This window comes from Streptomyces sp. UC4497 (assembly GCF_054871485.1).
In genome coordinates this window covers 107,182-124,483 of record NZ_JBTYHB010000008.1, presented here as the reverse complement: position 1 = coordinate 124,483, position 17,302 = coordinate 107,182, and the positions used below count along the sequence as shown (strand labels likewise).

Here is a 17,302-nt window from a genome sequence, read left to right as displayed (position 1 = left end):
TACACGGGACCGGTGGGCGGGGGCTGGTGCCCCGCGCTTTCGGCGGCGGGTGGGCATTCCCAGCCCCTGCGGCGTTTGAGCAGCGGGGCCCGGGTCGGAGCTCCGATATTTGAGGCCCGCCGGCGCCTGAGGCGCGGGATCCGGGACAGAGCCCCGATCTTTCAGCCCCGCCGGCGCTTGAGGCGCGGGATCCGGGGCAGGGCCCCGCGACCGCACCCCCGCGTGGCCGCACGCACCGCATCCGGCGATAGACGTATCCGCCCCGCCACCCGCTCCCGGCGGACGCCCTCCGGTGCGAGGATCCCCGTATGGACGGGGGGATCCTCGAGCGGGATCTCGAACTGGGGCGACTGGCCGACGCCGCAAGGGACGCCGCGGACGGCGACGGTTCGATCACACTCGTCCTCGGCGAGGCCGGCATCGGAAAGTCGTCCCTGGTCCGGGCCCTGCCCACCGTGCTGCCGCCCACCGCCCGCCTCCTCGTGGGCCACTGCGACGACCTGGCCACCGGCCGCCCGCTCGGCCCGCTGCGCGACCTCGTCGGCAGCGTCGGCGCCGATCTGGCCCGCGCCGTGCGCGACGCCGGGGACCGGCACCGGATCTACGAGGCGCTGCACGCCGAGCTGGCCGGCGCCCCGCACCCCGCCGTGCTCGTCGTGGAGGACGTGCACTGGGCGGACGAGGCCTCACTCGACGCGCTGCGGTATCTGGTGCGCCGCATCGAACGGCTGCCCGCCGTGCTCGTGCTCACCTACCGGGACGACGAGCTGGGGCGCGGCCATCCGCTGCGCCAGCTGCTCGGCCAGGTGTCGGGCGCGGCCCGCGTGCACCGCCTGCCCCTCGCTCCACTCTCGCGCCGGGCCGTCGGCAGCCTGTGCGCGGCGGCCGGGCTCGACGCGGCGCAGGTGTACGCGGCGACGTCGGGCAATCCGTTCTTCGTCGCCGAGGTCGTGGCGGCCGGCGGCACCGGAGTGGTGCCGCCGACGGTGGTGGACGCGGTCCTGGCCCGGCTCCGCCGACTGGACGACCGCACACGCGACGCGCTCGAGCAGCTGGCCGTGGTGCCGTCGGCCGTGGAGCGCTCCATGGTCGACGCGCTGGTCCCGCAGGGCGACGACGCCCTCGCCGCGGCCGAGCAGGGTGGGCTGCTCGTCGTGGCGCCCGACCGGGTGGCGTTCCGGCACGAGATCATCCGCCGCGCGGTGGCCGACTCGCTGCCCGCGGCCCGGCGCATCGCGCTCGACCGCGCGGTGCTGGCCGCGCTGGTGGCCGCGCCGGACGCCGACCGTTCCCGGATCGTGCACCACGCGGCGGCGGCAGGCGACCTCGACGCGGTCGCGCGGTACGGTCCCCGGGCCGCCCGTGACGCGGCGCGGGCGGGCGCGCACCGGGAGGCCGCCGCGCATCTGCGCCTCGTCCTGCGACAGCGCGGGCGCTACGGGTCCGCCGAGCTGGCCGGGCTGCTGGAGCAGTACGCGGTCGAGAGCTACACCATCGGTGATTCGGTCGCCGCCGTCGCCGCGCAGCGGGAGGCGGTGGAGCTGCGTCGCGGGCTCGGCGAGCCGCGGGCGCTCGGCGCGGATCTGCGCTGGCTGTCGCGGATCCACTGGTGGGCGGGCGACGCGACGGCGGCGGAGGCGTCCGCACGGGAGGCCCTGGCGGTGCTTGAACCAGCCGGTGACGACCGGCTGTTGGCGCTCGCGCTCAGCAATACGGCGCAGTTGCGGATGCTGTCGGACGCGTACGCCCAGGCCGTCGAGTACGGCGAGCGGGCCATCACGCTGGCGCGCCGGGCGGGTGACCCGGCGATTCTCGCGCACGCGCTCAACAACGTCGGCTCGGCGCGCTGGCGGGACGGGGATCCGCTGGGGCAGCGGCAGTTGGAGGAGAGCCTGGCGGTGGCGCTCGAGTCGGGCGAGGTGGAGCACGCGTGCCGCGCCTACGCCAACATCGTCTGGTCGCTGCTCGACGAGCTCCGCTTCACCGAGGCGGACCGGCTCCTCTCCCCCGCCATCGACCTCGCCGACCGGGCCGAGCACCTCGGTTTCCTGACGTACCTTCATGTCGAGCTGGCACTAAGGAAGTTCGCGGCGGGCGACTGGGCAGAGGCCGAGCGGTACGCGCGGCTCGGCGCGGACGTCTTCCCGCCCGCCCGCTGCCCCGCCCTCACGGTCCTGGCCCGCGTCCGGGTGCGGCGCGGCCAACCCGGCGGCGGTGAACTGCTCGACCAGGCCTGGCGGATCGCGCTCGGCACCGATGAGTTGCAGCGCCTCGGCCCGGTCGCGGCGGCCCGCGCGGAGGCCGCGTGGCTGCGCGGCGACCGGGCGGGCGTGCTCGACGCCGCCGAGTGGGTGCACGAGCGGGCCCGCAGACTCGCCGCACCGCAGCGCTACGAGCTCGGCTACTGGCTGGCACGCGCGGGCAGGCCCGCACCGGCCGACGGGGCGACCCATCCGTACGCGCTCCAGGCCGCGGGCCAGTGGGACAAGGCGGCCGAGCTGTGGCACACGGCGGGCTGCCCGTACGAGGAGGCGGCCGCGCTCGCCCAGAGCCCCGACCCGGCCGTCAAGCTGAGCACACTCGCCACCCTGGACGCGTTGGGCGCGGCGCCGCTCGCCCGCCTGGTCCGCGCCGAACTCCGTGAACTCGGTGTACGCCATGTCCCCCGCGGCCCGTACGCGGCGGCGCGCGGCAACCCGGCGGGCCTGACCGACCGTCAACTCCAGGTGGTGCGGCTCCTGATGGCGGGCCTGACCAACGCGGAGATCGCCGGACGCCTCGTCCTCTCGGTCCGCACGGTCGACAACCACGTCCGCGCGATCCTGGAGAAGTTCGACGCGCCCACCCGCCGCCGGGCCGCCCAGCGGGCCGCGGAGATCGGGCTCACGGCGGCCGGCGAAACGTAGGTACCCGCCCGGCCCGAGGTGGGTGTCGCCCACGCATGCCCGACGGCATGCAACGCCCGTAGAACGGAGCGGACGACACCCACTCGACACGGGGGACCGCATGACCAGCACACCCGCACAGACCGCACGCCGCGAACTGACCGGATTCCAGGGGATGTTGACCGGCCCCAAGGACCCCGGGTACGAGGAGGCCCGCGCCGTCTACAACGCGATGATCGAACGGCGTCCCGCGCTCGTCGCGCACTGCGCAGGCGCGGCCGACGTGGCGAAGGTGATCGCCTTCGCCCGCCGCCACGAACTTCCGCTCGCGGTGCGCGGCGGCGGCCACCACGGCGCCGGACTCGGCACCTGCGAGGCCGGCGTGGTCGCCGACCTGTCGCCCATCAACTCCGTCCAGGTCGACGCGGCCGCCCGCACCGTGACGGTCGGCGGCGGCGCCACCTGGGGCCAGGTCGACACGGTGACGCACGAGCACGGCCTGGCCACGCCCAGCGGCATCATCTCCACCACCGGCGTCGGCGGCCTCACGCTCGGCGGCGGCCTCGGCCACCTCACCCGGGGCTACGGACTGACCGTGGACAACATCCTGGCGGCGGAGGTCGTCCTCGCGGACGGCACCCCGGTGCGCACGGACGCCGACACCAACACGGACCTGTTCTGGGCGATCCGGGGCGGCGGCGGCAACTTCGGCGTCGTCACGTCCTTCACGTTCCGGCTGCACGAAGTGGGCACGGTGGTGGCAGGGCCGACGTTCTGGCCGGCCGAGCAGAGCGCCGAAGTCCTCGCCGCCTACCGCGAGTTCCTGCCCTCCGCGCCTCGCGACGTCAACGGCTTCTTCCTGTTCGGGTCGGTGCCGCCGGCGCCGCCGTTCCCCGAGGAGCTGCACATGCGGAAGGTGTGCGGGGTCGTGTGGTGTCACACGTCCGGGGACCCGGAGGCGGCCGAGCGCGCGATGGCGCCGCTGCTCGGTGACCTGCCCGCGCCGCTGCTGCACGCGGTCGCGCCGATGCCGCACCCCACGATGCAGTCAATGTTCGACGGCCTGTACCCGCCGGGCGACCAGTGGTACTGGCGCGCCGACTTCGTCCGCGAGATCCCCGACGAGGCCGTGGAGCTGCACGCGAAGTTCGGGCCCGACACGCCGTCCATGCAGTCGACGATGCACCTGTATCCGATCGACGGCGCAGCTCACGACGTCGGACCGTCCGACACCGCGTTCAGCTATCGGGACGCGCGCTGGGCGAGCGTGTTCGCGGGCGTCGACCCGGACCCGGCCAACGCGGATCTGCTGCGGCGCTGGACGGTCGACTACTTCGAGGCCCTGCATCCGTACTCGGCGGGCGGCGCCTACGTGAACATGATGATGGACGAGGGGCAGGAGCGGGTGCGGGCGAGCTACCGCGGAAACTACGCCCGCCTGGCCCGCGTCAAGGCGGCCCTCGACCCGGACAACGTGTTCCGGGGCAACCAGAACATCCAGCCCGACCCGGCCGCGCAGGACAACGTGCGGCCCTAGCGCGGCCGTGCCCTCACGACGCGCCGTCCGGCCTGCGGAAACGTAGCGTGGTCGCATGTGCTGGAGTGCGACGGCCGATCTCGTGGCGGGTGGCGCGATCGCCGCGGTGGGCGTGGGGTGCGTGTCGCGGGCGGCACGCACCCGGCCGCGGGCCCTGCCGCTCGCGGCGCTGCCGCTGCTGCTCGGGGCGCACCAGATCATCGAGGCGGTGATCTGGAACGACCTCGGTGGCACGGGCCCGGTAGTCCTCGCGTGGGCGGTGATCGCGCTGCCGCTGCTGCCGCTGTGGGTGCCGGTGGGCGTGTGGTGCGCGGTGGTGCCGGACGCCCGCCGTCGGCTGCTCGTGCCGCTCGCGGCGGGCGTCGTGACGGCGGGCGTGCTCGTGCACGTCCTGGCGACGAGCACGGTGACCGCCGAGGTCCGCGGCCACACCATGGGCTATTCGGTCGGCATTCCGGGCGCCGGGTGGCTGCTGGCGGGCTATCTGCTGGCGACGGTCGGCTCGCTGCTGTTGTCGGGCGAGCGGGGCCTGGTCCTGCTCGGTGTGCTGGCGGCGGTCGCCGCGGCCGTGTGCGCGGCGCTGTGGCGCTGGGAGTTCATGTCCACGTGGTGCGCCGGCGCCGCGCTGTGCTCGGTGGTGCTCTACCGGTGGCTGCGGGAGTGACGCTGCCGGGCCGCGGTCAGTCGGTGATCGTCACACAGGGCAGGCCGACGCTCTCGCCCCCTCGGAAGCCCTCGGCACACAGCCGGGTGCCGGCCGGAAAGTGCCGCTGGGGGTAGGCCTGGTCGCGGTAGGTGCGGAAGGCGTCGACGTCCTCGACCTTCGTGTTGGCGCTCCAGCCGTTCGTGGTCCACACGCGGGCGGAGATGCGGTGCGGCTGGTTGGTGTTCACGACGGACACCTCGACGCGGCCCAGGTACGTGCCGCTGTCGTAGGTCTCGATGCACACCGCGTTGTTGCACCACTTGCCGTCGGCGGCGGCCGGCTGCCCGGCGGCGATGACGCAGCCGAGCGCGGCGACGGCCGCCGCGACCGTGGCGAAGGTCTTCTTGAAGGCGGCCCGCATGATGTCCCGCATGGGTGACTCCCTGTGTCTCGTACGACGTGGTGCGCGCAGCCCAGTGCCCGCGCTTCGCGCACCTCAACGTCGTACGCGACCAGGGGTTACGTCTCCTGCGGCCGGACGGTGAGGGCGCCGTCGCCCGCCTCGACCCGGATCCGGCCGCCCGCCGCGATCTCGCCGTCGAGCAGCATCCGGGAGAGCCGGTTGTCGACCTCGCGCTGGATGGTGCGGCGCAGCGGGCGCGCCCCGTACTCGGGCTGGTGGCCTCGCCGGGCCAGCCACTCGACGGCTTCGGGGGCGAACTCGATGGTGATGTCCTGGGCGGCGAGGCGGCGCCGGGTCTCGTCGAGGAGGAGGTCGGTGATGCAGGCCAGCTGTTCGGTGCTGAGCCGCCGGAAGATCACGATCTCGTCGACGCGGTTCAGGAACTCCGGCCGGAAGTGCTCCCGCAGCGGGCGCATCACCTGTTCGCGGCGTGCGGTCTCGTCGGCTTCGGTGCCGTCGACGCGGAATCCCAGCGCGGCGCCGCGTCCGGCGATGGCCTCGGAGCCGAGGTTGCTGGTCATCACGATGACCGTGTTGGTGAAGTTCACCGTGCGGCCCTGCGCGTCGGTGAGGCGTCCGTCGTCGAGGACCTGCAGCAACGTGTTGAAGACGTCGGGGTGTGCCTTCTCCACCTCGTCGAGCAGGATCAGCGAGTACGGGTGCCGGCGCACGGCCTCGGTGAGCTGCCCGGCCTCCTCGTGGCCGACGTATCCGGGCGGCGCGCCCACCAGGCGGGAGACGGTGTGCTTCTCCTGGAACTCGCTCATGTCGAGCCGGACCATGCGCTCCTGGCTGCCGAAGAGTGCCTCGGCGAGGGCGCGGGCCAGTTCGGTCTTGCCGACTCCGGTGGGGCCGAGGAAGAGGAAGCTGCCGATCGGCCGGTCGGGGCTGGCGAGCCCGGCGCGGGAACGCAGGACGGCCTCGGCGACGGCGGTGACGGCCTCGTCCTGGCCGATGACCCGCTCGTGCAGATGCTGTTCGAGGCCGAGGAGGCGCTCCTTCTCCTCCTTGGTGAGGCTGCTGACGGGGATGCCGGTCTGCCGGGACACGATCTCGGCGATGTCCTCCGCGGACACCTCGACGATGTGCCCGTCGCCGGGGTCGGGATCGCGGGCTCCCTCGATCCGGCCGGTCAACTCGGCGATGCGGTCGCGCAGTTCGGTGGCCCGCTCGTACTGTTCGGCGGCCACCGCCTCGTCCTTGTCGCGGGTGAGGTCGTCGACCTGGCGTTCCAGGGCGCGTACGTCGGTGGGTTTGGTGCGGTCGCGCAGCCGGACGCGGGCGCCGGCCTGGTCCATCAGGTCGATGGCCTTGTCCGGCAGGAAGCGGTCGGTGAGGTAGCGGTCGGAGAGGTCGACGGCGGCGAGCAACGCCTCGTCGGCGTACCGGACTTGGTGGTGCGCCTCGTAGCGGTCGCGCAGTCCGCGCAGGATCTCCACGGCGTCGGCCGTCGACGGTTCGGGCACCAGGATCGGCTGGAAGCGGCGGGCGAGCGCGGCGTCCTTCTCGATGTGCCGCCGGTACTCCTCCAGGGTGGTGGCGCCGATGACGTGCAACTCGCCGCGCGCCAGGGCGGGTTTGAGCATGTTACCGGCGTCCATCGAGCCGCCTTCGGAGCCACCGCCCGCGCCGGCGCCGACGACCGTGTGCAACTCGTCGATGAACACGATGAGTTCGTCCGCGTGGGCACGCACCTCGTCGATGATGCCGTTCAGGCGTTCCTCGAAGTCGCCCCGGTAGCGGGTGCCCGCGACGACGCCCGACAGGTCGAGCGAGACGAGGCGGCGCCCGCAGAGCGTCTCGGGTACGTCGCCGTCGGCGATGCGCTGGGCGAGACCCTCGACGATGGCGGTCTTGCCGACGCCGGCGTCACCGATGAGCACGGGGTTGTTCTTGCCCCTGCGGGAGAGCACCTCGACGGTCTGCTCGATCTCCTCGTCGCGGCCGATGACCGGGTCGAGGCGGCCCTGGCGGGCCCGGTCGGTGAGGTCCTCGCCGAACCGGTCCAGGTTGGGGGTGGAGGCCGTGCTCCTCGTCTGCTGGCCGCCGGGCCGGGTCTCGGCAGACCCCGGAGGCGGGGTCTGCGGCGCCGGGTCCGGGGTGAAGCGTGCCTGGTTGAGGAGGTGCCCCGCCGCCGAGTCGGGGTTGGCCGCGAGCGCGAACACGATGTGGTCGGGGCCGATGTAGGCGACGCCCGACTCCCGCGCGATCACATGTGCGTCGAGCAGGGCCCGTTTGACCGCGGGGGTCACGGAGAGGGACTGCGGGGTGCGGCTCGGCTCGCCGCCGCCCGCGTGCCGGTCGATCTCCTCCGCCAGCCGGTCGGGGTCGGCGCCCGCCCGGGTCACGAGGCCGCGGGTGGGTTCGAGGGAGAGCGCCGCCCACAGCAGGTGCCCGGTGTCGAGGTCGCCCCGGCCGTGCTCGGTGGCGTAGTTCGCGGCCGTGGCGACGAGATGGCGGGCGGGCCCGCTCATCAGCCTGCCGATGTCGATCTGCCGTCGGCCACCGCCGAGGAACCGCGAGAAGAAGTCGCCGAAGGGGTCCTGCCCGTAGCCGTCGGACCCGGTGAATCCGCTGCTCATGCCCATCCGTCCCGGCGCGCGCCGTCCGCGTGCGACAGCGCTGCCTCGTCGACGTTTGTCCGGGATGCGCGTAGCCCGCTGCGGCGTGGATAAACGTCGTGAGCCGTACGGGGCGGCCGTGTCAGGTGAAGGTACGGCGGTACGTCTGGGGGCTGACGCCCGTGGTGCGCTTGAAGCGGTCGCGGAACGCGGTGGGCGAGCCGAAGCCGACCTGCGCGGCGATCCGCTCCACGGAGTGCGGTGTCGTCTCCAGCAGGTGCTGGGCCTGGCGGATCCGGGCGCGGTGCAGCCACTGCAACGGCGTGCTGCCGGTCTGTTCGCGGAAGCGGCGCATGAGGGTGCGGGTGCTGACACCCGCGTGCGCGGCGATGTCGGCGAGGCCGAGGTCGCGCTCCAGGTTCTCCTGAAGCCAGGTGAGAAGCGGCTCGAAGGTCGAGCCCTGCGGCGTCGGCGCGTGGTCGTGCACGATGAACTGGGCCTGGCCGCCCTCGCGCTCCAGCGGCATGACGCCCGGTTCCACGACCAGCTCCTGACGGGGACGTTGAACGGACGACGAACAGTGGGCGAAGCTCGGCGACCGTTCCCGCCGCCCGGGTCGGCGGGACCGTACCGTCCCCGCATGGGATGGCTCGAGATCGCCCTCACCACCGCGGGGCTGCTGATCGGCGTGGTCTCCGTGGCCACGCCGTTCGCGGCCGACCGCAGGGCGCGGCGCAGCAAGCGGGTCGGGTTCCGCAAGCAGATGGACATCGCGATAGGGCACAACGGCCCGGCCGGCGAGGGCGATCCGCGCTTCGGGCTCTTCAACGACCTGCCCGGGATGCGCGACGCGACCCTGGTGCTGCTGCGCATCGAGAACGACGGCTCGCGGCACGTCGAGGCGTCCGACTACATCGATGCGAACCACGGGCTCACCGCCGAGTTCCCCGGCCGCAGCATCCAGGCGCTCGATGTCACGCTGACCGATGAACACGCCAGCCTGTGGAGCCACTTCGAGGACGAGCCGGGCCTGGTGGTCGCGGCGCCCGGCACGCTGCGCATCCCCAAGGTCCCGCTGAAGCCGGGCGCGTACTACAAGATCCTGGTGCTGCTCACGGGCGGCAGCGAAGGGGACAAGGTCACCGTCACCGGTGACATCAAGGACGGCAAGCTGCACGAGAACCACAGCCTCACGCCGGACGAGAAGCCACCGGTGTTCAGCAGCCGGGCCCGCTGGACCACGGTCACGCTCGGCGTCGCGCTCATCGCGGCGGCGACCCTGCCGCTGCTCACGCCGTCGCCGCTGCCGGACGACTGCGAGTCGGGCAGGCTCCGGCTGACCGGGTCCACGGCGTTCGCCCCGGTGATGAGGGAGCTGGCTCAGAAGTACCGCGACCATTGCGGGGACGAGCCGCGGATCACGGTCGCCGCGCGCGGCAGCCGCACCGGAGTGCGTGAACTCGCCCTGTCCGGTGAGGAGTCGGGCAGCACGGCAGGCCGCATAGCGTTCTCCGACGGGCCCCGCCCCACCAGCTACACCCGGCTCAGCGAGAGCCGTATCGCGGTGTCCCTGTTCACGCTCGTCGCGCACGACGGCGTCCGCCTGACGAACCTGTCCGTGGCCGACGTGCGGCGCGTCTACCGGGGCGAGATCCGCAACTGGTCCCAGCTCGGCGGCCCCGATCTGCCGGTCGTCCTGGTCAGCCGCACCTCCGGCTCGGGCACCCGGTCCGCGCTCACGTCGCGGGTGCTCGCGGGCGCGGACGAGCCGCCCGCCTCCTCGGACGACTGCGTCAACCGCACGGCCCGCACCGGCGCCCGCGTACTGCGCTGCGAGCTGGACTCCACGGGGCAGGTCCTCGACACCGTGGCCCACACGCCGGGCGCACTCGGCTACAGCGAGCTGCGCGCCGCGTCGCCGCCGGACGCGCCGAAGGGCCTGCACCGTCTCACCCTCGACGGCCACACCCCGGACCCGGACCGGCTCGACGCGGGCGGCTATCCGTACCGCGAGATCGAGTACGCGTACACCTACGGCCGCCCGCCGGCGGACTCGCTGGCCTCCAGCTTCCTCTCGTACGCCGTCGACAACGGCACGGGCAAGGGTGTCGTCGCCACACACGGTCACCTTCCGTGCGGGACGCCGGTGGGGCTGCGGGTGTGCGGCAAGGACGCCTGACGCGCGGGGCACCTCGCGCCAGGCGCCTCACGAAGCACACCTCACGGACGACGCCTGGCGCGCGCCTCGCGGACGACACCGACACCCCGCAGAACGTACAATTTACGGGTATTTCGGACGTGCCGTGCGTCCGGGAAGGCGAGGTGACGTGATGGCCGGACCGACCCCGACCCGGCTGCACCGGGCCGCGCGGGCGCCCGTCGCCGCGGCGTTCGTGTGCGCGAGCCTGTTCTCCGCGGGACCCGCCCTGGCCGACGACGGCGACGCCAAGGACAAGAGCGCGCAGGAACTCGCCGACGCGGCGAAGAAGGAACTCCTGGACGCGAAGTCCCTGCATCTGACGATGCGGAACGGCGCCGACGACAAGGACACCCGCACTCCCGCGCTCATCGATCTGCGTCTCGACGAGGACGGAAACTGCACGGGCGAGCTGCGCATGGGCACCGGCGGGGCCAAGGGCGGCAGGGTCGACCTGGTGAAGCGCGGCGACGAGGTGTGGATCAAGCCGGACGCCACGTTCTGGAAGGCCCAATTCCCGGGCCGGAGCGGCGAGTTGGCCGCCGACCTGATCGGCGACCGCTATGTGCACGGCACGACCGACGACCCGATGCTCGACGGGCTGTCCGGCACCTGCGACCTCGACTCGTTCCGCGAGCGCCTCAAGGACGGCTCGAACCGCGCCGCGAAGGACGAGCTCACGAAGGGCGACCAGAAGAAGGTCGCGGGCACCGAGGTCGTGCCGCTGACCTCCACCAAGAGCGATGACAGCAAGGAGCGCACCACCCTCTACGTCACCGCCGACGAGCCGCACCGGCTGGTGCGCGCCACCGAGAAGGGGTCCGACGAGTCCCTGTCGATGACGCTGACCGACTATGGCAAGGCGGTACCGAAGAAGACGCCGTCCGCGGACGACTCGATCGACGTCTCGGACCTGCGCAACACCGAGCCGTCGCAGGCGCCGCACGCCGCCTGAACCCTCGGAGCCGTCAACTTCCCTTCGGATAGCGGACGAAGAGGATCCCCTGCACGTCACCGTCCGGCGCGCCGTAGATGTGCGGGGCGTCCGCCGCCCACTGGGCGTGACCGCCGGGCCCCGCGGTCGTGGGTGCGTCCGGCGGGCCGACGACGGCCGTCCCCGAGAGCACCATCAGGCTCTCCGTGGTGCGCGGGACATGCGCCGCGGACTCCTGGGTCGCGCCCTCGGCGATGGTGACGCGGAAGACATCGGTGGCCGCGTCCTCGTCCTCGTACCGTTCGATCAGCACCGCGGTGACCGCACTCCCGGAGACACCAGCCGCGCCCGCGCCCACGCTCCGCGGCGGGTCGTCGAGCACGGCGCTGAGCGGGCGGCCGAGCGCGGTGGTCAGGGCGTAGAGGGTTTCGAGGGTGGGGTTGCGGCGGCCGGTCTCGAGCTCGGAGAGCGTGCCCTTGCCGACGCCCGAGCGGCGCGCGAGTTCGGACAGCGACAGGCCGCTGTCCACGCGCAGCTGCTTCAGCCTGCGCCCCACTTCGTCACCAAGCCCCATCGCCCGGCCCCCTCCCGCGCCGGTCGGCGCGTGTTGACGTGTCGCCATCCGCGTCCTTAGTGTTCCACAAACAGAACGTTCTGTTCATGGAACGCTCTATGAGGCGCCTTGCGCGCTCCCACCATCCTGCCCTCCCCTGCCCCCGGAAGTGACACCCGCATGTCCTCGCTCGCCCGCATCCGCGCCCTCGCACCACCCTCGGCCGTGGTGGCGGGGCTCATCGCGACCACCGTCGGTGTCACCAGCGCGGCCGCCATCGTGTTCACCGCGGCGCGGACCGCGGGGGCGGACGCCCGGGAGGTGTCCTCGTGGATGCTGGCGCTCGGGGTGGGCATCGCCGTGACCACCGTGGGCCTCTCGCTGCGGAACAAGGCGCCCGTGCTCACCTCCTGGTCGACGCCGGGGGCCGCACTCCTTGCCACGAGCCTCAGCGGGGTGTCCATGGAGAAGGCCGTGGGCGCGTTCGTGTTCAGTGCCGTGCTGACCGTGGTGAGCGGTCTGACGGGGTGGTTCGCGCGGCTCATGGACCGGATACCGGTGCCGCTCGCCTCCGCGCTGCTCGCGGGGGTTCTCCTGAACTTCGGTACGGGACTCTTCTCGCAGATGGGCGGGCACTTCGGGATCGCGTTCCCGGTGTTCGCGCTGTATCTGCTCGCCCGCCGACTGCTGCCGCGCTACGCCGTGGTGGTCGCGCTCGCCGGCGGCGTCGTGGCCTCCGTGATCGCCGGTGGCTGGCACCTGGAACGGGTTCAACTGTCGCTCGCGCAGCCGGTGTTCACGGCTCCCGAGTTCGACTGGAAGGTACTCGTCAGCGTCGGTGTGCCGCTGTTCGTGGTCACCATGGCCTCGCAGAATCTGCCGGGTGTCGCCGTGCTGCGCACGTCCGGCTACGAGGTGCCGATCTCGCCCGTCCTGACCTGGACCGGTGTCGCGCAGGCGGTGCTCGCCCCGTTCGGTGCCTTCGGCCTCAACCTCGCGGCGCTGACCGCCGCGATCTGCACCGGGGAGGAGGCGCACCCCGACCGGAAGCGGCGCTACCTCGCGGCCGTGTGGGCGGGTGTCTTCTATCTGTGCGTCGGCCTGCTCGGCGCGACCGTGGCCTCGCTGCTCGGCGCGATGCCGCACGCGCTGGTCCTGGCGGTCGCCGGGGTGGGCATGCTCGCCACGATCGAGTCCGCCCTGGCCGGCGCCCTGTCCGATCCCCGGTCCAGGGAGGCGGCCGTCGTCACCTTCCTCGCGACGGCCTCCGGCGTGACGCTGCTGGGCATCGGGTCCGCGTTCTGGGGCCTGCTCGCGGGTGTGCTCACCACGGTCGTCGCGTCGGTGGCACGGCGCCGCCCCACCCCGTCGGCGCCCGCCGACCGGCCGGTCACGGCATCGTCGCGCACACCCGAGCGAACCTCCGTGTGACCTTTGACCATGCCGCGACGGCCGCGCCCTCTTCGGCCACCGCCGCGGCGTGCAGTCGGTCCCGGTCGAAGCCCTGCCGGGCCAGCGGAACCGGGTCCCACCCCGCGATCCGCGCAGCCTCCGCCTCCGGGTGGAACTGGACACCCCAGGCCCGCTCCCCCACCCGGAACGCCTGGTGCGGACAGTCCTCGGTGGACGCCAACCAGGCGGCGCCCGGCGGCAGTTCGGTGATCTGGTCGACGTGCCGCTCGATCGCCGGAACCGTGTCACCGAGCCCGTGCAGCAGCGGGTCATCGGCGGCCTCGGGCCGCAGCCGTATCCGGGTACTGCCGTACTCGGGCCGCCCGTGACTCCCCCGCACACGCCCGCCCGCGACGTGTGCGAGCAGCTGGCCGCCGAGGCAGATGCCGAGGACGGGCGTGCCGCCGTCGAGGGCCTCCGCGACGAGGCGGCGGGTGGCGGGCAGCCAGGGCGCACGTTCGTCGTCGTCCGGCAGAAAGCCGCCGCCCAGCACCAACAGGGGCCTGCCGTCGAGCGTCCCGGGCATCTCCCCACCCTCGTACGGACGCAGCACTTCGAGCGCGAGACCCGCCTCGCGCAGCCAGTCGCCGACCCGGCCGGGGCCGCCGCTCTTGGTGTTCTGCACGACCAGGACGGGAGCAACTGCCGTGGTACTCATCCGCGTTCGCCTCGTTCCCTACGTAGACGGGGTCGAGCCCCGCGTTGATCACCGCAGCAGACCAGCGCGCGGCGCGCCACGTCAACGGCCTCGCGGTCGTCCTACGCTGAGGGGCATGTCAGCACTCGAAGCCGCAGCGACCCGCTTCACCGGCCGTCCGGCCACCGCTCAGCGCCGCCTGTCGTCCCACCTCGGCGAGGTCACCCTCGACGACGGCCGCGTGGTGATGGTGAAGCAGGCCGACGCCCCGGCGGCAACGCGCGCGGAGGCGGCCGGGCTGCGGTGGCTCGCGGCGGCCGACGCCGTGGCGGTGCCCGCCGTGCACGGTTACGACGAGCGGTGCCTGGTCGTCGACCGGGTCGCGCAGGGGCGGCCGAGCGCGGACGCGGCGCAGCGGTTCGGCGCGGACCTCGCGCGGCTGCACGGCGCCGGAGCCCCGGCGTTCGGCGCGCCGCCGCCCGAAGGGCCGACGGAGGCGTACATCGGGCTCGCCCCCATGCGCAATGTGCCGGGCGACGACTGGCCGCGCTGGTACGCCGCCCACCGGGTGCTCCCCTACCTGCGCGAAGCCGTCGACGCCGGCACCGTCTCCCCCGCCGAGGCGAAGCCGATCGAGCAGGTCTGCGAGCGGCTGCCCGAGCTCGCGGGCCCCGCCGAGTCGCCCGCGCGGCTGCACGGCGACCTGTGGAACGGCAACCTGTTGTGGGGCGCCGACGGCGCGGCCCGGCTCATCGACCCGGCCGCGCACGGCGGGCACCGCGAGACCGATCTGGCGATGCTGCACCTGTTCGGCGCGCCGCACCTGGACCGGATCCTCGACGGCTACCAGCAGGCGGCGCCGCTCGCCGCCGGCTGGCGCGACCGCGTCCCGCTGCACCAGCTCTTCCCGCTCCTGGTGCACACCGTGCTGTTCGGCCGCGGCTACGCCGAGCAGGCGGTGGCCGCGGCCCGCTCACAGCTCGGGTAGTCGTTGGGCCTACGCCGTCGCGAACCGCGTGAGCACCGCCTCCGGGCGTACGCCGGGCAGCGCGGCCCGGAACGTTCGGTAGTAGCCGAGCTCCTCCTTGCTGCGCAGCTCGGGCGCCCCGACCTCGGTGGTCGCCGTCGCGAACTCCGCGTCCGTGATGCGGCTGTCCCACAGCGGGCTCAGGACGCTCTCCGCGCCGCTGCCCGTGCCGAACTGCTCCTTGCGCCGCCACAGCAGGTGCTCCGGGAGCCAGCCCGTGAAGGCGCGGCGCAGGTGGCCCTTCTCCATGCCGTCGGCCTCAAGTCCCTTGACGGGCGCGGGCAGTGACATGGCGTGCGCGATGACGTCGCGGTCGAGGAACGGGACGCGTGCCTCCAGGCCGTGGGCCATGGTGACGCGGTCGCAGCGCTGGAGGTTGAGGCCGTGCAACGCGCCTATGGTGCGCCGCAGTTCGGCGTCCAGCTCGTCGGGAGCGGCGTGCCGCTCGTGGTAGTAGCCGTATCCGGCGAAGAGTTCGTCGGCGCCCTCACCGGTGAGCACGGCCTTGACGTGCCGGGAGGCGAGTTCGGACAGGAACCAGTTCGGGACGGCGCTGCGGATGAGGCTGGCGTCGAAGGACTCCACGCACCCGACCACCTCGTCGAGCACCCGCGCCGCGGCCTCGGCGTCGAGCACCGCCTCGTGGTGCTCGGTGCCCAGGAACGCGGCGGCGTCCCGCGCGGCGAGCAGGTCCGGGGAGTCCTCCGTGCCGACGGCGAAGGTCTTGAGGCGGCGGCCCTGGCGGGCGTACTCGTCGGCTGCGACCGCGGCGACGAGGCTGGAGTCGAGCCCGCCGGAGAGGAACACGCCGACCTCGACGTCCGCCATCAGATGCCGGCGGACGGAATCGGCGACGGCCTCGAAGGTGGCCTTCTCGACGACCTGCTCGGACACCCCGCCCCAGGAACCGGTCGCCTCGGGAACCGGCTCCGCGAAGCGGCGCAGACCGTCCTCGGGCGTCCACCAGTGACCGGGCGGGAAGATCTCGGCGTTCGGCTGGACGTCGGGGTGGAACGCGCGCAGTTCGGAGGCGAAGTGCACGGCGGTGTCGGTGCGCGCCCAGTACAGGGGCTTGATGCCGATGGCGTCGCGGGCGGCGACGAACCGGCCGCCCGGGGTGGCCGCGCACAGCGCCCACATGCCGCACAGCCGGAGCAGACCCTCGGGCCCGTCCGTGCGCAGCACGGCGAGCGCCGCCGCCGAGTCGGAGGAGGAGCCGAACGCCTCGGCGGGCAGTTCCTCGCGCAGTGTCTGGTGGTTGTAGATCTCGCCGTTGCACACGAGCGACCAGTCGTCGTCGCCGTCCGTGCCGCCGAGGGGCTGGTGTCCGCCGTCGAGGTCGACGATGGAGAGGCGGCGGTGGCCGAGCCAGCTGTGGCCGCCGACCGTCCGGGTCCCGCTGTCGTCGGGCCCGCGGTGGGCGAGCCGGTCGAGCATGCCCTGTGCCGCCGCGTCGGCGCACTCGGTGTCGGGACTGTCGGGACTTCCGTGATGACTGTGTATGGCTGCGATTCCGCACATGTCGATCGACCATAGAGCGGTCCGTGCGAATGGAACAATGCGAGTTGCTCTATACGCACGCCGCTGTGGCACGCTTGCGTCATGGCAGCGGAGAACCTGAGCAGCGTGCACCGCGCGCTGGACGTGCTGCGCGCGCTCGCGCAGGGCCCGATGGGCGTACAGGAAGTGGCCCGGGCGGTGGGCCGGGAGAAGACGCAGGTGTCACGGACCCTGAAGGTCCTGGCGCAGGAAGGGTTCCTGGAGCGGGACCCGCGCACGCTGCGCTATCGCGTCGGCTGGCAGCTGCTCGCGCTGGCCTCGTCGGCGGGCGAGGAGCGGCTGTACGGGGAGGCGCCGCCGGTCCTGCGGGATCTGGTGCACCGCGTCGGGGAGCCGGCGTATCTGACGGTGCTGTCCGGGCACGGCGTGGTGACGGTGCTCACCGAGCGCACCTCGCGCGGCCTCCAGGCGCACGAGTGGATCGGCCGCACCTCGCCCCTGAACTGCACGTCCGCGGGCCGCGCCCTGCTGTTCGGGCTGCCCGACGACCAGGTGGCGGCGCTCCTGACGACCGAGAACGGAGCCCCGCTGCCCGGCACGGACGCGGCGCCCCGCGACGTACCGGCCGTCCTGGAGCGGCTGCGGGCGGAGCGGGCGCGCGGCTTCGCGCTGGCGGCGGAGGAGATGGAGCCGGGCCTGACCGCGGTCGCCGTGCCGGTGCACGACCACCGGGGCGATGTGGTGGCGGCCGTCAATGTGTCGGCACCTGTGTTCCGGCTGCCGCCGGAGGCGCTGCCAGGGGTCGCGGAGGCGGTGGTCGCGGCGGCGCACCAGCTGTCGGCCCGGCTCAATGGCGCGCCGCCGTCCGCGTGACTCAGGAAATCCGTATATCCGTATGACGGAAACCCGA

General features: G+C 73.3%; 13 protein-coding genes and 1 pseudogene. 8 read left to right on the top strand and 6 right to left on the bottom strand.

The window, feature by feature from the left end:
• Positions 1-308 precede the first annotated feature (308 nt).
• From ACYSUO_RS13790 to ACYSUO_RS13780, 3 genes are all read left to right on the top strand, one after another.
• Positions 309-2,906, top strand: a complete 2,598-nt coding sequence (locus ACYSUO_RS13790) for an ATP-binding protein (protein ID WP_461776361.1) — start codon at positions 309-311, stop codon at positions 2,904-2,906.
• A 100-nt stretch (positions 2,907-3,006) separates the two neighbouring features.
• Positions 3,007-4,422, top strand: a complete 1,416-nt coding sequence (locus tag ACYSUO_RS13785) for an FAD-binding oxidoreductase (protein ID WP_461776360.1) — start codon at positions 3,007-3,009, stop codon at positions 4,420-4,422.
• A 55-nt stretch (positions 4,423-4,477) separates the two neighbouring features.
• Complete coding sequence (locus tag ACYSUO_RS13780) at positions 4,478-5,086, top strand: DUF6629 family protein (RefSeq protein ID WP_461776359.1); 609 nt, start codon at positions 4,478-4,480, stop codon at positions 5,084-5,086.
• Between the two features lie 16 nt (positions 5,087-5,102).
• On the opposite strand, the gene ACYSUO_RS13775 is transcribed toward ACYSUO_RS13780, so the two are convergent.
• The 3 genes and pseudogenes from ACYSUO_RS13775 to ACYSUO_RS13765 all read right to left on the bottom strand — a co-directional run.
• Entirely contained in the window at positions 5,103-5,501 is a 399-nt protein-coding gene (locus tag ACYSUO_RS13775; RefSeq protein ID WP_461776358.1) for a hypothetical protein, read from the bottom strand.
• Positions 5,502-5,587: 86 nt separating this feature from the next.
• Positions 5,588-8,113 carry an ATP-dependent Clp protease ATP-binding subunit gene (locus ACYSUO_RS13770; RefSeq protein WP_461776357.1) on the bottom strand — a complete coding sequence of 842 codons (2,526 nt, stop codon included), beginning with the start codon at positions 8,111-8,113 and terminating at the stop codon, positions 5,588-5,590.
• A 121-nt stretch (positions 8,114-8,234) separates the two neighbouring features.
• Positions 8,235-8,621 (bottom strand): annotated as a pseudogene (locus ACYSUO_RS13765) (GlxA family transcriptional regulator); the annotation flags it as partial.
• Between the two features lie 111 nt (positions 8,622-8,732).
• Between ACYSUO_RS13765 and ACYSUO_RS13760 the strand changes: the two are divergent.
• Both ACYSUO_RS13760 and ACYSUO_RS13755 read left to right on the top strand, forming a co-directional pair.
• On the top strand, positions 8,733-10,271 hold the full coding sequence (locus tag ACYSUO_RS13760; protein WP_461776356.1) for a PstS family phosphate ABC transporter substrate-binding protein: 1,539 nt from the start codon (positions 8,733-8,735) through the stop codon (positions 10,269-10,271).
• Between the two features lie 151 nt (positions 10,272-10,422).
• A complete protein-coding gene (locus ACYSUO_RS13755) occupies positions 10,423-11,244 on the top strand; it encodes a LolA-like protein (RefSeq protein ID WP_461776355.1) in 822 nt (273 codons plus the stop codon).
• A gap of 13 nt (positions 11,245-11,257) precedes the next feature.
• Here ACYSUO_RS13755 and ACYSUO_RS13750 read toward each other — a convergent pair whose 3' ends face one another.
• Positions 11,258-11,797, bottom strand: coding sequence for a helix-turn-helix domain-containing protein (locus ACYSUO_RS13750; RefSeq protein ID WP_461776354.1), 540 nt, complete (start codon positions 11,795-11,797; stop codon positions 11,258-11,260).
• A 108-nt stretch (positions 11,798-11,905) separates the two neighbouring features.
• Here ACYSUO_RS13750 and ACYSUO_RS13745 point away from each other — a divergent pair, with 108 nt between their 5' ends.
• A complete protein-coding gene (locus tag ACYSUO_RS13745) occupies positions 11,906-13,207 on the top strand; it encodes a benzoate/H(+) symporter BenE family transporter (RefSeq protein ID WP_461776353.1) in 1,302 nt (433 codons plus the stop codon).
• Here ACYSUO_RS13745 and ACYSUO_RS13740 read toward each other — a convergent pair.
• Positions 13,167-13,886, bottom strand: coding sequence for a type 1 glutamine amidotransferase (locus ACYSUO_RS13740; RefSeq protein WP_461776352.1), 720 nt, complete (start codon positions 13,884-13,886; stop codon positions 13,167-13,169). The genes ACYSUO_RS13745 and ACYSUO_RS13740 overlap by 41 nt on opposite strands.
• Before the next feature lie 115 nt (positions 13,887-14,001).
• Here ACYSUO_RS13740 and ACYSUO_RS13735 point away from each other — a divergent pair, with 115 nt between their 5' ends.
• On the top strand, positions 14,002-14,853 hold the full coding sequence (locus tag ACYSUO_RS13735) for a fructosamine kinase family protein (protein ID WP_461776351.1): 852 nt from the start codon (positions 14,002-14,004) through the stop codon (positions 14,851-14,853).
• A 9-nt stretch (positions 14,854-14,862) separates the two neighbouring features.
• On the opposite strand, the gene asnB is transcribed toward ACYSUO_RS13735, so the two are convergent.
• Positions 14,863-16,413: an asparagine synthase (glutamine-hydrolyzing) gene (gene asnB / locus ACYSUO_RS13730; protein WP_461776350.1), complete on the bottom strand. Its 1,551-nt coding sequence runs from the start codon at positions 16,411-16,413 to the stop codon at positions 14,863-14,865.
• 81 nt (positions 16,414-16,494) lie between these two features.
• On the opposite strand from asnB, the gene ACYSUO_RS13725 reads away from it, so the two are divergent.
• On the top strand, positions 16,495-17,265 hold the full coding sequence (locus ACYSUO_RS13725) for an IclR family transcriptional regulator (protein ID WP_461776349.1): 771 nt from the start codon (positions 16,495-16,497) through the stop codon (positions 17,263-17,265).
• The last annotated feature ends 37 nt before the right edge of the window (positions 17,266-17,302 follow it).

Excerpts from the sequence above, each read along its gene's own strand:
- ACYSUO_RS13790 (WP_461776361.1), top strand. The coding sequence starts at position 309 with ATGGACGGGGGGATCCTCGAGCGGGATCTCGAACTGGGGCGACTGGCC.
- ACYSUO_RS13785 (WP_461776360.1), top strand. The coding sequence starts at position 3,007 with ATGACCAGCACACCCGCACAGACCGCACGCCGCGAACTGACCGGATTC.
- ACYSUO_RS13780 (WP_461776359.1), top strand. The coding sequence starts at position 4,478 with ATGTGCTGGAGTGCGACGGCCGATCTCGTGGCGGGTGGCGCGATCGCC.
- ACYSUO_RS13775 (WP_461776358.1), bottom strand. The coding sequence starts at position 5,501 with ATGCGGGACATCATGCGGGCCGCCTTCAAGAAGACCTTCGCCACGGTC.
- ACYSUO_RS13770 (WP_461776357.1), bottom strand. The coding sequence starts at position 8,113 with ATGAGCAGCGGATTCACCGGGTCCGACGGCTACGGGCAGGACCCCTTC.
- ACYSUO_RS13760 (WP_461776356.1), top strand. The coding sequence starts at position 8,733 with ATGGGATGGCTCGAGATCGCCCTCACCACCGCGGGGCTGCTGATCGGC.
- ACYSUO_RS13755 (WP_461776355.1), top strand. The coding sequence starts at position 10,423 with ATGGCCGGACCGACCCCGACCCGGCTGCACCGGGCCGCGCGGGCGCCC.
- ACYSUO_RS13750 (WP_461776354.1), bottom strand. The coding sequence starts at position 11,797 with ATGGGGCTTGGTGACGAAGTGGGGCGCAGGCTGAAGCAGCTGCGCGTG.
- ACYSUO_RS13740 (WP_461776352.1), bottom strand. The coding sequence starts at position 13,886 with ATGAGTACCACGGCAGTTGCTCCCGTCCTGGTCGTGCAGAACACCAAG.
- ACYSUO_RS13735 (WP_461776351.1), top strand. The coding sequence starts at position 14,002 with ATGTCAGCACTCGAAGCCGCAGCGACCCGCTTCACCGGCCGTCCGGCC.
- asnB (WP_461776350.1), bottom strand. The coding sequence starts at position 16,413 with ATGTGCGGAATCGCAGCCATACACAGTCATCACGGAAGTCCCGACAGT.
- ACYSUO_RS13725 (WP_461776349.1), top strand. The coding sequence starts at position 16,495 with ATGGCAGCGGAGAACCTGAGCAGCGTGCACCGCGCGCTGGACGTGCTG.